12 protein-coding genes are annotated in these 13939 nt (G+C 51.3%); 7 read left to right on the forward strand and 5 right to left on the reverse strand.

Features of this window, described 5'->3' with window-relative positions:
- Positions 1-74: 74 nt before the first annotated feature.
- The 3 genes from DAQ1742_RS09175 (at position 75) to yeiB (ending at position 3981) form a co-directional block, all read left to right on the forward strand.
- Positions 75-1763: a methyl-accepting chemotaxis protein gene (locus tag DAQ1742_RS09175; RefSeq protein ID WP_035342362.1), complete on the forward strand. Its 1689-nt coding sequence runs from the start codon at positions 75-77 to the stop codon at positions 1761-1763.
- A 242-nt stretch (positions 1764-2005) separates the two neighbouring features.
- Positions 2006-2677 (forward strand): GTP cyclohydrolase I FolE, encoded by a 672-nt coding sequence (gene folE / locus DAQ1742_RS09180; protein WP_035342360.1) that lies wholly within the window; start codon positions 2006-2008, stop codon positions 2675-2677.
- Positions 2678-2835: 158 nt separating this feature from the next.
- A complete protein-coding gene (gene yeiB, locus DAQ1742_RS09185) occupies positions 2836-3981 on the forward strand; it encodes a DUF418 domain-containing protein YeiB (protein WP_083961152.1) in 1146 nt (381 codons plus the stop codon).
- Here yeiB and sanA read toward each other — a convergent pair.
- From sanA to DAQ1742_RS09200, 3 genes are all read right to left on the reverse strand, one after another.
- Positions 3970-4737 (reverse strand): outer membrane permeability protein SanA, encoded by a 768-nt coding sequence (sanA, locus tag DAQ1742_RS09190; RefSeq protein WP_035342358.1) that lies wholly within the window; start codon positions 4735-4737, stop codon positions 3970-3972. The genes yeiB and sanA overlap by 12 nt on opposite strands.
- 197 nt (positions 4738-4934) lie before the next feature.
- A complete protein-coding gene (gene rimO, locus DAQ1742_RS09195; RefSeq protein WP_180706293.1) occupies positions 4935-6341 on the reverse strand; it encodes a 30S ribosomal protein S12 methylthiotransferase RimO in 1407 nt (468 codons plus the stop codon).
- A 133-nt stretch (positions 6342-6474) separates the two neighbouring features.
- Complete coding sequence (locus tag DAQ1742_RS09200; protein WP_035342355.1) at positions 6475-7092, reverse strand: glutathione S-transferase family protein; 618 nt, start codon at positions 7090-7092, stop codon at positions 6475-6477.
- Between the two features lie 272 nt (positions 7093-7364).
- Here DAQ1742_RS09200 and DAQ1742_RS09205 point away from each other — a divergent pair, with 272 nt between their 5' ends.
- The 3 genes from DAQ1742_RS09205 (at position 7365) to DAQ1742_RS09215 (ending at position 10023) form a co-directional block, all read left to right on the forward strand.
- The gene (locus DAQ1742_RS09205; protein WP_035342353.1) at positions 7365-8210 is read left to right on the forward strand and encodes a MetQ/NlpA family ABC transporter substrate-binding protein; all 846 of its coding nucleotides are present in this window, start codon (positions 7365-7367) and stop codon (positions 8208-8210) included.
- 141 nt (positions 8211-8351) lie between these two features.
- Entirely contained in the window at positions 8352-9368 is a 1017-nt protein-coding gene (locus DAQ1742_RS09210; RefSeq protein ID WP_035342351.1) for a methionine ABC transporter ATP-binding protein, read from the forward strand.
- Positions 9361-10023 (forward strand): methionine ABC transporter permease, encoded by a 663-nt coding sequence (locus tag DAQ1742_RS09215; protein ID WP_035342350.1) that lies wholly within the window; start codon positions 9361-9363, stop codon positions 10021-10023. Before DAQ1742_RS09210 ends, DAQ1742_RS09215 begins: the two co-directional genes overlap by 8 nt.
- Before the next feature lie 79 nt (positions 10024-10102).
- On the opposite strand, the gene DAQ1742_RS09220 is transcribed toward DAQ1742_RS09215, so the two are convergent.
- Positions 10103-10921, reverse strand: a complete 819-nt coding sequence (locus tag DAQ1742_RS09220; protein ID WP_035342348.1) for an alpha/beta fold hydrolase — start codon at positions 10919-10921, stop codon at positions 10103-10105.
- 569 nt (positions 10922-11490) lie between these two features.
- Between DAQ1742_RS09220 and DAQ1742_RS09225 the strand changes: the two genes are divergently transcribed.
- Positions 11491-12699 (forward strand): serine hydrolase, encoded by a 1209-nt coding sequence (locus DAQ1742_RS09225; RefSeq protein ID WP_067487485.1) that lies wholly within the window; start codon positions 11491-11493, stop codon positions 12697-12699.
- Positions 12700-12768: 69 nt separating this feature from the next.
- Here the strand turns inward: DAQ1742_RS09225 and deoR are convergent, their stop codons facing one another.
- Positions 12769-13542 carry a DNA-binding transcriptional repressor DeoR gene (gene deoR, locus DAQ1742_RS09230; protein WP_035342346.1) on the reverse strand — a complete coding sequence of 258 codons (774 nt, stop codon included), beginning with the start codon at positions 13540-13542 and terminating at the stop codon, positions 12769-12771.
- Positions 13543-13939: the final 397 nt, after the last annotated feature.

Genomic DNA, 13939 nt, shown 5'->3' on the forward strand with positions numbered 1-13939 from the left:
CCGGCTAAAACTGTGATCAATCCTTTATATATTCATGAACCCTGAAAATCTGTTAATAACGATCGGGAGTGATTATGACCTTTCTAAGAAATATCAGTATAAGAGTGATGATGTTGCTTATTATGGGCGTATTTGTGCTGCTATGGGGAGGCGTATCCGGTTTCAGCCTTTATTCTTTAAAGCAAGCGACATATTTGCTACATGATAATTCGGTGCAAGGGAAAACCTACAGCTACCTGACCTATGGTAACGACCAATATTTCCGGTCGGTGACTCGGATGGCGAGGGTAATGGATTACCTGCAATTCAATGATACTGAAAATGCCAAGAAGACGCTGGACATGGCATTAACAGCAATAAATAACACCAAAGGGGCGCTTGAGAAATTTAAGTCGGCACAGCATGTGGGTATGGATCAGAAAATCACCAATGACATGGTAGCAAGCTGGTCTGAGCTGCTCACCACTGCGATTGACCCCATGTATGCGGCATTGCAAAAAAATGATCTGGAGGGTTTTCGTAATGTCTTTCGTAAAGTCTACCCGCCAGCCAGCTGGGCATTTGGTGATGCTGCACAGAAATACACCGCAGTGGTGACCAATTCCGATTTTATCGAAACGGTGAGTCAACATAATAGCTGGACACAAAATGTGTTGATGATGGCACTGCTGATAAGCATCGTTATTTTCCTGGTAAGTGAACGTTATCTGACCCGATATCTGGTCAACCCGGTTTCATCCATCCAGGCTCATCTGGGTAAACTGATTGCTGGCCGTTTAGACAGCCATTTGGCGGAGTTTGGCCGCAACTGTGCCGGGCGTATTATTCCTGATATCAACCAATTGCAGCGTAGCCTGAGGGAGACGGTATCGCTGATTCGCGATACGGCCGAAACCATTTATCAGGGCGCGACCGAGATTCGTCAGGGTAATAATGATTTGTCTGGCCGCACCGAGCAGCAGGCTTCGGCGTTGCAGGAAACCGCCGCCAGTATGGAGCAGTTAAGCTCGACCGTGCAGCACAATGCAGAAAACGTACACCAGGCTACCCTGCTGGCGCAGGAGGCCTCTCAGGCCGCTACTGAAGGGGGTAAAATTACCAGTAATGTGGTGGAAACCATGGATAGCATTACCGCCAGCTCCCGCAAGATTGCTGATATTACCTCAGTCATTAATGGCATCGCTTTCCAGACGAATATTCTGGCGCTGAATGCGGCGGTGGAAGCGGCACGGGCCGGTGAACAGGGGCGGGGGTTTGCGGTGGTGGCTGGAGAGGTTCGCAGTCTGGCACAGCGAAGCGCGCAGGCAGCCAAAGAGATAGAAGGCTTGATAGCGGAATCTGTTTCACGGGTAGATGTTGGCTCCTCGCAGGTGAAACAGGCCGGTGAGGCGATGCAATCGATCATCAGCTCTGTTGCTCATGTTAGCGATCTTATCGGTGAGATAGCCTCGGCATCGGATGAGCAAAGCCGCGGTATTGCACAAATCGGCCAGGCAGTAAATGAAATGGACGGCGTGACCCAGCAAAACGCCACGCTGGTTGAGCAGGCGCTGGCGGCGATTTCTTCGCTGGAAGAGCAAGCACGTCAGCTTACCCAGGCAGTGGAAGTCTTCCATCTTGGTGATGAACATACACCGCGTTCTGCCGCGCCCAAGTCGGGCGTGAACGTGGCACTAAAACGTCCGGCGCTACACAATCAGGCCACGGCAGCGCTGCCACCCGCGAAAAAAACAGCCACTCAGGGTAACTGGGAAAAATTCTGATAGCAGGCGGTGTATGCCGCTGGTGTGGGGAATCCGTTGATGTAAACCTTGACGGCAGCGAATCCTGAACGGCGAAGGGTTCGCTGCCATACCGGGTGGGGCAAGATACGGCAAGTTGAAGGCTTTTCACCAGCCATGACATACAATCACTGGATAATCGTCAGCCACTCCTTTAGAGTTGTGACCGGTGCGAGCCGTCTGGCTGCGCCAGAGTGAGTGACACCTGCTGGAGAATAACATACATGTCGGCTGTATTAAGTAAAGAGGCGGCGCTGGTGCATGAGGCGCTGCTGGCCAGGGGGCTGGAAACCCCGTTGCGTGGTGAAATGCTGGATAGTGAAACCCGTAAGCGCCTTATCGCAGAGCATATGACGGAAATCATGAACCTGCTGAATCTGGATCTGGACGATGACAGTCTGGCGGAAACACCGCGCCGCATTGCCAAAATGTATGTGGAAGAGATTTTTTCTGGTCTGGATTATGCCAATTTCCCCAAAATTACCATCATTGAAAACAAAATGAAGGTAGATGAAATGGTGACAGTGCGTGATATTACGCTGACCAGTACCTGTGAGCACCATTTTGTAACCATTGATGGAAAGGCCACCGTGGCCTATATTCCGAAAGAGGGCGTGATAGGGTTATCAAAAATTAACCGTATCGTGCAATTTTTCTCGCAGCGCCCACAGGTACAAGAGCGGCTGACACAGCAAATTCTGGTGGCGTTGCAAACCCTGCTCGGCACCAACAACGTGGCGGTGTCAATTGATGCTGTGCACTATTGTGTGAAAGCACGCGGTATCCGCGATGCGACCAGTGCCACCACTACCACCTCGCTGGGTGGGTTATTTAAATCCAGCCAGAATACCCGCCAGGAATTCCTGCGCGCGGTACGCCATCATTCGCACGGATGAGTTATGGTGGTGGTCAGCCTTTGGCTGGCCTGCTGCTGGCGGTGCCACACCGCCGCCAGAAAGTTATGGAATGTCACTGTGACGAACACGGTGTTCAACCCCTCTGCCGACGCCCATTGCTTATGTCATCTCTACCGCCATCTTCCCCGCGTATTCCGATGCTCGATTTTGCCCGAGGCCTTGCCATGCTGGGCATTGTACTAATGAATATCGTGTCATTTGGCCTGCCTCGTGCCGCTTATTTAAACCCCGCATGGCAGGGTTTGCCGTCGCTGGCTGATGCCTTGAGCTGGGCGCTGACCGATATGATTGCGCAGGGTAAATTTTTGACGCTGTTCGCCTTATTGTTTGGTGCTGGCTTGCAACTGTTGCTAAAACGCGGCAAACGCTGGGTTCATGCCCGGCTATTCTGGCTCATGCTGTTTGGTTTGCTGCATGGCATTTTTCTTTGGGAAGGCGATATTCTGCTGGATTATGGCCTGACCGGGCTTGTGTGTTATGGCTTGCTGCGTCATGCCGAGAGTACCCGGATGCTGTTGCGTACCGGTATTGCGCTCTACCTGATAGGGCTGGTGATGCTGGTTGTTTTAAGCCTGATTCTCAGCCCGGACGGCGGCCACTTTTGGCAGCCCGATGCCGCCGACGTGATGTATGAAACCTGGTGGCTGACACAAGGAGGGCCAGAAGCCTGGCTTAATCGGGTCTCGCTGTTGAATGAAAGTTTGTTATCCCTCGGGATCCAGTATGGCTGGTTACTCTGTGGCTCAATGCTTATCGGTGCCGCGCTGATGCGTAGCGGCTGGCTGCGTGGGCAGTTTAGTGCACCCCACTATCGGTTTGTTGCGTGGGCGCTCCTTGTGCCAGCTTTATTGATCAACGGGACAGGCGTCATTTCACAATGGCTGTTGCAGTGGGATTACCGCTGGTGTGGCCTGTTGTTGCAAATTCCACGAGAGGTCGGTGCGCCTCTCCAGGCGATGGCGTATCTGGCTTTGTGTTACGGCTACTGGTCAACGCTGGTGAACTGGCGAGCCACCCGCTGGATAGCCAATGTCGGGCGTATGGCGTTAAGCAGCTATTTGCTGCAAACGGTGATTTGTACCACGGTATTTAATCGGCTGGGATGGTTTATGCATCTGGATCGCTGGCAGTTACTCGCCATGGTGCCGTTGGTGTGGGTTTGCAACATGCTGGTGGCGGGAATATGGTTGCGCTATTTCCGACAAGGGCCGCTGGAGTGGCTGTGGCATTGGCTGACATCCTGCATCGCCGGCCCGCTGATGCCACCACCGTCACCGCGTTAATTCACGCACAGGGCTGGCATCAGCCTTCGGTCGTGGTGAGGCATCGGTTCGCGTTGCCGAGTCGCTCATGAACTCGGCGGGAACGGCCGGGTAGCTCGGTTCGTCATCCGAAATTTTGTATTCGGCAGGAATCGACACCTGTGGGCCAAGGAAGCGGGGCTCGCGTTTTAAGATGTACAAATCGAATAACGTTGCCAGCCGCGCGGCAAATTCACGCGTACGCACGGGCCAGATATCTTTCGGGGAAGGGACGGCAAAGCACTGGGCCTGAATGCCTTTATGCAGTGCGATAAACAGCGCACGCTCACAGTGAAAACGTTGGGTAATAATGGTGAAATCGTTGGTATCAAACACTTTGCGGGTACGAACAATCGAATCCAGTGTGCGAAAACCGGCGTAGTCCAGCACGATACTGGCGGGGGGGACACCGGCGGCTATCAGGTCCCGGCGCATTGTCATCGGCTCGTTATAGCTTTGCTGGGCATTGTCGCCGCTTAACAGTAAATAGCTGACCTTACCGCTGTTGTAAGCATTCAGCGCCCCCTGAATACGAAACAGATAATACTGGTTGATAACGCCGGTGCGGTAATATTTGGCCGTTCCCAATACCACGCCGACCTGCCGTGGCGGTAGATCCTGTACCTCTTCATAGATATAGGGCGCGGTACGCCAGCTGATGCAGCGATCGAGCAGAAAAGCACTACAGGCCACCACCAGTAGGGTGGTGAAAAAACCGAATGTCAGGCGCTTCCACATGCTGCTGCCTTCGTCCACCTGAGGATGAGAGTCATCACAAAATGCCGTGTCATCAGGCAAGGCTACTTTAGCTGTCGGAGTGACGCAAGGTGAAGTATCTGTAAGTGGGGAGTGTTGTCGTTTTTTTCATCACGGCTGCCGCGGCGATGTGTGCGAGATAACCGGCCAGGTGACGCCCGACCGGTTTGAGACGCCGGTTAGATCCGTGAGCCCCACAGGTCGTATTCGTCAGCGTGTTCGATTTTCACGGTGACCCAATCGCCCACGTTCACAGCGGTTTCACCATTCAGGTAAACTGCGCCATCGATTTCTGGCGCATCAGCCATGCTGCGGCCAATCGCGCCTTCGTCATCCACTTCATCGATAAGCACCGTCAGCGTGCGACCAATTTTTGCCTGCAAACGCTGGCTGGAGATCTGCTGCTGTACCTGCATAAAGCGGTGGTAACGATCTTCTTTTACCTCTTCCGGCACTTGATCCGGTAATTCATTGGCGCGGGCACCCTCTACCGGGCTATAGCGGAAGCAGCCGACACGATCTAACCGGGCCTCTTGCAGAAAATCCAGCAACATCTGGAAGTCCTCTTCGGTTTCACCGGGGAAGCCGACGATAAATGTTGAACGCAGGGTCAGATCCGGGCAAATTTCCCGCCAGCGTTTGATGCGCTCGAGCGTGCGCTCAACGGCTCCCGGTCGCTTCATCAGCTTCAGGATTTTCGGGCTGGCATGCTGTAGTGGAATATCCAGATAAGGCAGGATTTTGCCTTGCGCCATCAGCGGAATCACGTCATCAACATGCGGGTAAGGATAAACGTAGTGCAGACGTACCCATAACCCCAGTGTGGCGAGCTGTTCACACAGGCTGACCATGCTGGTTTTTACCGGCTGGCCGTTCCAGAAGCCGGTACGGTGTTTGACGTCAGCACCGTAGGCGGAGGTGTCCTGAGAAATCACCAGCAACTCTTTGACTCCGGCCTCGGCCAGCCGTTTGGCCTCGTCGAGCACCGAACCGATGGGGCGACTGTCCAAATCACCACGCATTGACGGAATAATGCAGAAGGTGCAACGGTGATCGCACCCTTCGGAAATCTTCAGATAGGCGTAGTGGCGGGGGGTGAGTTTAACGCCTTGTGCCGGAACCAGACTGGTGAACGGGTTGTGCTCAGGCTTTGGCACATAATGATGGACGTGGCTGAGTACCTGCTCGTAACTGTGTGGGCCGGTAATTTCCAGCACTTTTGGGTGCACTTCACGAATCTGGTTCTCTTTGGCACCAAGACATCCGGTGACAATCACTTTACCGTTCTCATTTAGCGCCTCACCAATGGCTTCCAGCGACTCTTGTACCGCACTGTCGATAAAACCGCAGGTGTTAACAATCACCAGGTCGGCATTATTATAGCTCGGCACCACCTCATACCCTTCGGTGCGTAATTCCGTCAGGATTCGCTCCGAATCCACCAGATTTTTCGGGCAACCCAGGCTGACGAAGCCTATTTTGCGAGAGGCGTCTTTGCCGCTATGGCTGCCGGGCTGTTCGCCAAGGGCCTTTTGCGGTGCAGACAAGGTGGTGGTTTGGGTTGGATCGAAGGTGTTAACAGTCATAGTGTCTCATACATCGGTTTGGGGCGGAAAAATGCGGCGGATTATACCTGAATCATCATCAGGAAACAGTCCCGGTTGCTGAGAAAATGTTCAGCAATACGTGAGTGCCTGACCGCCGCATATGACGCTGTGGTTAGCTTAGTGGCAGCATCACTGTGTGGCGGAAGGCATCACGCTCGGTTAACTGTTGATACCAACGTGCCAGATGCGGATGCGATTGGCGTTCAATCGGCAGATTAAACCACCCATATGCCAGACAACCCAGCGGAATATCTCCTATACCAAAGGTTGCGCCAGAGAGCCACGGTTGGTTGGCCAGCACATCATTGGCGATAGCGAAGAGTGCCTCACACCCGGCTATCCCTTCTGCCACGGCTTGCATGTCCCGTTTGTCTGCCGGGGTGCGTACCAGATTGATGAAAACTTTTTTGTAAGGCTCATTAAATGACATCGCCCAGTCCAGCCACTTGTCGATGGCCGCCTGTACCTGCGGTTCCGCGTGATAAAAACGGCCCTTGCCATACCGGGCTGACAAATAGCGGACAATGGCATGAGATTCCCACAATATCAGCTCACCATCTTGCAGGCAGGGTATCAGACCATTTGGGTTTAGCGCCAAATAGTGCGGTTCACGGTTGCCGCCAAACTGCCCACCGGTTGGGATAAGCTCATACGCAAGCCCCAGTTCCTGAGCGCACCAACGCACTTTTTTCACGTTGGTTGAATTATCCCGGCCCCAAATTTTCAGCATGGCCTTACTCCTGTTATCTCTGTTTCATTTTCAGTGTGATTTCTGTGCTTGCCCTGATTAATAGCAGGCCAGCACAGCATAGCGCGCGTGTTCATGACGCTCGAGTATTATTGGCCGATAGTCTGCGGAGAACGCCGACAATCGCCTGGTGCATCATGTTCATCAGGGTGGTCAGGGCAAACAGAAATATTGATATAGCTTTTTTCTATTTACCAATCTGTCTGATATTTCCAATAATAACCGCTAATTATTAGCAGACAGGATAATAATAGATGACATTCTCCCCTTCATTTCGTGCCGCATTGACGGTTGCGCTGCTCGCCTCAGGGATCTCGGTTGCATTGGCTCAGAGTGACCCCAGGACAATCGTGTTTGGTGTTGCACCGGGCCCTTACGGTGACATGGTTAATCAGGCTATCAAGCCGGAGCTGGTGAAAAAGGGCTATAACGTGGTGGTGCGCGAATTTAGCGACTATGTTCAGCCGAATCTGGCGCTGTCGAACGGCAGCATTGATGCCAACCTGTTCCAGCACTCGCTCTATCTGGAGAAATTTTCCGCGGACAAAGGGCTTAAACTCACGCGCCTTATCACCGTACCAACGGCCAGCATGGGGGTCTATTCGCGTAAAATCACCTCGCTTGATCAACTGAAAAAAGGTGATGTCATCACGTTGTCCAATGATCCGACTAACCTGGCTCGCGGTCTGCGCTTTTTGCAGTCGCTGGGGTTAATTACCATTAAACCGGACATTGATGCGACCAAAGCGTCAGAAAAAGATATTCAGGACAACCCACGAGGCCTGGTATTCAAACCACTGGAAGCCGCGCAATTGCCGCGCACGCTTGATAGCGTGACGGCTTCACTGGTTAACGGTAATTTTGCCATTGCAGCCGGCATCAAACTGGCTTCGGCATTGAAACTGGAAACGCTGGATGAAAATCTGAAAAACGTGATTGCCGTGCGTACGGACGACGTTGATAAAGCGTTTGTCAAAGACATCAAGGCCGCCGTGACATCGGCATCTTATGCCGCGGTGATTAATGACCCGGCCACCATGTTCAGCCAGTTTCAGCGCCCGGACTGGATGGGCGCGAGTACCCTGGTACCTGCGCAGTAAACGCATTTATTCATGCAGTGATCGGAGGGGTATCAGAGAAAGCGAAAACCTGCTGGATCCCGTTCTCTTCCCTCTGTTCCAGGCAAGCCGGTCGTTGACCGGCTTGTTGTTTTTTATGCACCATCAGGAGTCATCAACACCATGATTCAGTTGGAAAATATCAGCGTCGCCTTTCCTGGAGCCAAAAGCACCGCAGAGCGTGCGGTGGACAACGTTACTGTACATATTCGGCAAGGTGAGGTGTATGGCATTGTGGGTGCCAGTGGTGCAGGGAAAAGCACGCTGCTGCGTACCATTAATCTGTTGCAGCGGCCTGACAGCGGGCAAGTTTGGGTTAACGGCGTGCAAATGAGTGCGTTGTACGGTGAAGCATTGCGCGCTGAACGCCAAAAAATCGGCATGATCTTTCAGCATTTTAATTTGATGCAAACGCGTACCGTGGCACAAAACGTCGCTTTCAGCCTGAAAGCGGCAGGCCAGTCTGCCGCGGTTATCGCCCAGCGTGTGCCGGATATTCTGACTCTGGTCGGGCTGGCGGATAAAGCGCACATATACCCGTCACAGCTCAGCGGTGGGCAAAAACAGCGAGTAGGCATTGCCCGCGCTATCGCCAATTACCCAACGGTATTGCTATGTGATGAACCGACTTCAGCGCTGGATCTGGAAACCTCCGCGTCCATTCTGACGCTGCTCAAAGAGATTAATCAGACATTGGGGATAACCATTGTGCTCATCTCCCATGAGATGGATGTCATCAAAGCGATTTGCGATCGCGTCGCGGTCATGACCGACGGACGCGTGGTGGAAGAGGGGGAGGTATTCGATATTTTTGCTACACCTCAGCACGCATTCACCCGGCAATTGGTGGCACATACCCTTAATCTGGCGCTACCGACACGTTTGCAGCAGGAATTAAACGGTAGGCTGTTGAAAATTCTGTTTATCGGTGAGTCGGCAGAGCAGCCGGTATTATCTGATGTCGCCATGCGCTATGGGGTTTCTGTCAATATCTTACATGGCAAGATTGAGTACATCGGGCACCGGGCGTTGGGCATTTTGGTCGCGTTACTGACTCACCCGGACGATAACCAGCGGGTGGATGAGGCCGTCGCGCATATTCAGCAAAGAACCGCTCGCGTGGAGGTGTTGCATGGCTGAGTTAATGGCCGATTTACTCACGGCGTTTGGTGAAACCTTTCAGATGGTAGGCCTCTCCACCCTGTTTGCATTACTGGGGGGCTTACCGCTCGGTTTTTTAATTTATGTGACCGATCGCCATCTGTTTTGGGAAAACCGGTTTCTTTACCTGCTGAGTACCTTACTGGTGAACATCATCCGTTCCGTACCTTTTGTCATCCTGCTGGTGCTGTTATTACCGTTAACTCAGTTTTTGTTAGGCAATACCATTGGGCCGATTGCGGCCTCCGTGCCAATGTCTGTCGCGGCGATTGCGTTTTACGCCCGGCTGGCAGATAGCGCGTTGCGTGAGGTTGACCCCGGTATTGTAGAAGCGGCGCAAGCGTTTGGTGCAAGTCCGATGCGTATTATCTGTACCGTGCTTTTGCCTGAAGCGCGTGCCGGGTTGCTAAGAGGTCTTACCATTACCCTGGTGAGCCTGATTGGTTACTCTGCTATGGCGGGCATTGTGGGCGGTGGTGGCGTCGGGGATTTGGCGATCCGTTTTGGTTACTACCGTTACGAAACACAGGTGATGGTCATCACGGTGATTGCACTGGTGATTCTGGTTCAGGCTGTTCAGGTGCTGGGCGATCAGCTGGCAAAACGTGCGGATAAGCGCGAACGCCGTCGATAAGTAAATTTTGTTTAATATTTCAACCCGTAACTATCAAGCCGCCGGATAATATCCGACGGCTTTTCTGTCCTGATCTTCGCTAGGCAAAAAAGGAAATAATTCTCTCTGCTACCTGTTTTGCGGCTTTTCTGTTCTCCAGATCAAGAAAATGTCCCGCTTCGGGAATTGTACTGAACTTGCACGATTTAATATATTTTTCCATCTTTTTAATATCATCAGATGTGGTGTATTCGTCATTTTCACCATTCAGGAAAAGTATTTCTGCATTAATGCCCCTGAATATCTCTATGTAATTTTCTTCTTTCAGGGTGAGTACCTGATCTATATGAAAATTAACCTGCTGGAATGCAAATTCACTCATTGAGGAAATATGTTTCAGGTTGATGTGTTTTAGTAACGGAGGGAGAAATTTACCTACTTCATTATTCAGTAATTCTGCCGCGCTCTCAAATTCTTTCGAATGGATATAATAACGTGCCTGTTCAATATAATCGCGCATTTTATCATTGAGATGTGCAGAAAATGAGGCAATAACCGCTTTCTTGATCTGCCTGGGTTTGTTAGATAGCGCCAGCATTGATGATAGGCCGCCCCATGAGATTGACAGGATATGGTCTGGCTCGAAGGTGTCAATCAGGTGAAGCAGGATGTTGACTTCATCATGCTTGGTAATGACACGGTCCAGCGTGTTATATGGCAGTGACTCACCAATAAAGGGTAAGTCAAATAAGATGATATTAAATCTGCTGGATAAATTCTTGACTGTATTTTTAAATGCAGCCGTTGTTGATAGTGCTCCATTCACCATAATAATCGTTTCATGGTCAGGATGTGAGATGTGTTTTTCTACATAAACTTTCCATGAGTCGTAGGTGATAATGCATTTTTCTATAGGCATGATAAATTCCTTTTTTTGCCCGGCCAAGGCATGGCACTATTGTTAGATCATGTTAGTGGTGAGAAATAACCGAACTAATAGAACCCCCTCTGAAAACCAGAAGGAATATGATCTCTTCCTTGTTATAAATATATTGACACAGTTAATTTAACACATCATTTATGATGAGATAAATGCCACTCAAATTATTCGCATCATTTAACTTCCTAAAAATAAATAATGTATTAAAAATGTTGAACTAAGTACGATGGAAAGTTTTTTTTATAAGAAATTTTAATATTTTTAGCCGGTGTCATCGGGGATGCGGCAATAATCTGGAGTAAATGAGGGAGATTGATGCCTTTGGGCAGATAAAATCACTGGTGACGCGCATGAGCGCTGACGCGACGGCCTGTCTTGAGTGACGTTAACCGCGGATACGGTTGTCAGAATCCGCCGATTTTTATTTTCTTTGACGAACTTTACGGAGTGAACGATGTTATTCATACCTGGCACAGGCTACCTTGTACCGGCGGCATCGGCTAACCCGATGGATATCCTTCTATTTTTAATACCCTTGGATGGCGTACATGAAGACAGTGACACCTTTCCTCTACCGGGGACGTAACGCATTGGCAGCCACCGTCGTGTTGCTGACCCTCTCTTCGACACCGCGAGCAGAACAGATGACGCCCGCCCCCCAGATTGATGCCAACGCGTTTATTTTGATGGATTCGGCCAGCGGTAGCGTGCTGGCCGAATCAAATGCAGATGTCAGGCTGGATCCCGCCAGCCTGACTAAAATCATGACCAGCTATGTGATTGGCCAGGCTATCAAAGTGGGCAAGATCAAGCCGGAAGATACCGTGACGGTAGGGAAAGATGCCTGGGCTACCGGGAATCCGGCCCTGCGCGGGTCATCGCTGATGTTTCTCAAGCCCGGCGATCAAATCCCGGTTTCCTCACTGAATAAAGGGATGGTTATCCAATCTGGCAACGATGCCAGTATTGCACTGGCAGATTATGTTGCGGGCAGTCAGGATGCCTTTATCAGCCTGATGAACCAGTATGCTGAGCGTCTTGGACTGAAGAATACCCACTTTCTTACCGTACACGGGCTGGATACGCCAGGCCAATACAGTACCGCGCGTGATATGGCGGTGCTGACGCGGGCGATGATTCGCGATGTGCCGGAGGAATATGCACTGCACAGCGAAAAGGAGTTCACGTTCAATAATATTCGCCAGCCTAACCGTAACCGCCTGTTATGGAGCAGTAATCTGCGTGTGGATGGAGTGAAAACCGGCTATACCGATGGTGCAGGGCACAGCCTGGTTGCCTCGGCCATCGAAAATGATATGCGGCTGATCTCCGTGGTGCTGGGGGCCCCGTCGGATAGCATCCGCTTTCGTGAAAGTGAAAAATTACTGACCTGGGGACTGCGCTTTTTTGAAACGGCTACGCTTGTGCGTAGCGATACGGCATTTACTACACAGCGAGTGTGGCTGGGGCGGGTCAATCAGGCCAAACTGAGTGTGGCGTATGATGCGGCGATAACCTTACCGAAAGGCCAGGCTAAAAATCTGAAGGCCAGTTTTACGCTTAATCAACCCCAGTTGCAGGCACCGCTTAGCAAAGGCCAGGTGGTGGGGAGTATCGAATTTCAGCTTGATGGAAAACGGATTGATGAGCGCCCATTGGTCGTGATGGAAGACATACCGCAAGCCGGCTTCTTCAGCCAGTTATGGGATCGCATATTAATGACACTATCAGGCTGGTTTGGTGGGATATTCGGTTAACCTAACGCAAGGCCCTGAAAGCGGCAGTCACCTCGTTCAGGGCATTGTGGTTGAGTGCCTGCGCCAATGTCAGGGTGTTATCAGGCGAATGTTATTGGCTTTCAGGTGCTGAAGGTAGCTGGCGTCGGGCTGGCCACTCGTTATTAGCGTATCGAACAGCGTCAGTGCGCCAATTCGGGCGGGTTTGCGTGTGCCGAATTTGGTGCTGTCAGCCACCAGAATGACCTGTTGTGATAATGACATTGCCCGGTGTTTCATCACCAGTTCGGCAAAATTAAAGCAGGTCGCTCCGGCTTGCAGGTCAATCCCGCCAGCCGAGATAAACGCTTTATTCGGGCAGATTTGATCCAGTTCGTGCTGGTATCCCAGAGGAGTAAAAATGGCGTTATCCGGATGAAATTCGCCACCGCACAATATCACCCGCCCGTTAGGTTTTTCCTGAAGTGCCAAAAAGGTATTGAGGGAGTAGCAGATACCGGTAAACGGCAGGTCATCGTGAATGGCGGCGATAATAAACGTCGTGGTGGTGCCGCAATCGAAGAACACGGTGTCGTTAGGTTCAATGCAGGCCGCAGCCAGTTCGCCGACAACGGTTTTTTCTACCACATTTTTGGTTTGCTGGTCGGAAACAATGTAGCTGGTGGCACCTGCGTTGGCTTTTAAATCAGAGACGACGTACCCGCCAAGCAGTACCACTGCGGCATCAGGCTGTGCGCTCAGATCGCGCCGTACCGTCATTTCAGAGACGCCAAGCAATTGCGCCGCATCTTTGAGGTGCAGTTTGTCGGCCTTTTTTAAAGCCTGGGCGAGTTTGTTGAGCCGTGCTGCGCGACGCGTTTCCATGTTTTTCCTCATAATACGGCTGGTCGGACGGTTTCCTGATGCAAACTTTAACGATGTATTACGCCGCGTTTCATGGCAACAGCCTGAATTAGATAGCGTAATGGGGAAAAGTGGTATGCACCAGGGATGGTTAACCGCAGGCAATGTGCTGAGTGAACAGCAGATGGGGCATTAATATAACCTTCATAAATAGCAAGGCGCAAATCCATCGAGCAAATGTTATAACGCAGTAATGTTTATTAGGTGGGCTAATTAAACCTGACAGAACCAAACCGGGTTGGGATGCGCATCTCTAAGGCTGAAAAAGAAAATGCCCGTCGTTCTTGAACCTTACTGGCGTGAACGACGGGCTCCTCAATTTAGGGATATCAAAGAAAAGCAGTGGCATTAACTCAGA

Source organism: Dickeya aquatica (assembly GCF_900095885.1).
GTDB classification, from domain to species: Bacteria; Pseudomonadota; Gammaproteobacteria; order Enterobacterales; family Enterobacteriaceae; genus Dickeya; species Dickeya aquatica.

Excerpts from the sequence above, each read along its gene's own strand:
- DAQ1742_RS09225 (WP_067487485.1), top strand. The coding sequence starts at position 11,491 with ATGAAGACAGTGACACCTTTCCTCTACCGGGGACGTAACGCATTGGCA.
- DAQ1742_RS09205 (WP_035342353.1), top strand. The coding sequence starts at position 7,365 with ATGACATTCTCCCCTTCATTTCGTGCCGCATTGACGGTTGCGCTGCTC.
- sanA (WP_035342358.1), bottom strand. The coding sequence starts at position 4,737 with ATGTGGAAGCGCCTGACATTCGGTTTTTTCACCACCCTACTGGTGGTG.
- DAQ1742_RS09215 (WP_035342350.1), top strand. The coding sequence starts at position 9,361 with ATGGCTGAGTTAATGGCCGATTTACTCACGGCGTTTGGTGAAACCTTT.
- rimO (WP_180706293.1), bottom strand. The coding sequence starts at position 6,341 with ATGACTGTTAACACCTTCGATCCAACCCAAACCACCACCTTGTCTGCA.
- DAQ1742_RS09210 (WP_035342351.1), top strand. The coding sequence starts at position 8,352 with ATGATTCAGTTGGAAAATATCAGCGTCGCCTTTCCTGGAGCCAAAAGC.
- yeiB (WP_083961152.1), top strand. The coding sequence starts at position 2,836 with ATGCTCGATTTTGCCCGAGGCCTTGCCATGCTGGGCATTGTACTAATG.
- deoR (WP_035342346.1), bottom strand. The coding sequence starts at position 13,542 with ATGGAAACGCGTCGCGCAGCACGGCTCAACAAACTCGCCCAGGCTTTA.
- folE (WP_035342360.1), top strand. The coding sequence starts at position 2,006 with ATGTCGGCTGTATTAAGTAAAGAGGCGGCGCTGGTGCATGAGGCGCTG.
- DAQ1742_RS09200 (WP_035342355.1), bottom strand. The coding sequence starts at position 7,092 with ATGCTGAAAATTTGGGGCCGGGATAATTCAACCAACGTGAAAAAAGTG.
- DAQ1742_RS09220 (WP_035342348.1), bottom strand. The coding sequence starts at position 10,921 with ATGCCTATAGAAAAATGCATTATCACCTACGACTCATGGAAAGTTTAT.
- DAQ1742_RS09175 (WP_035342362.1), top strand. The coding sequence starts at position 75 with ATGACCTTTCTAAGAAATATCAGTATAAGAGTGATGATGTTGCTTATT.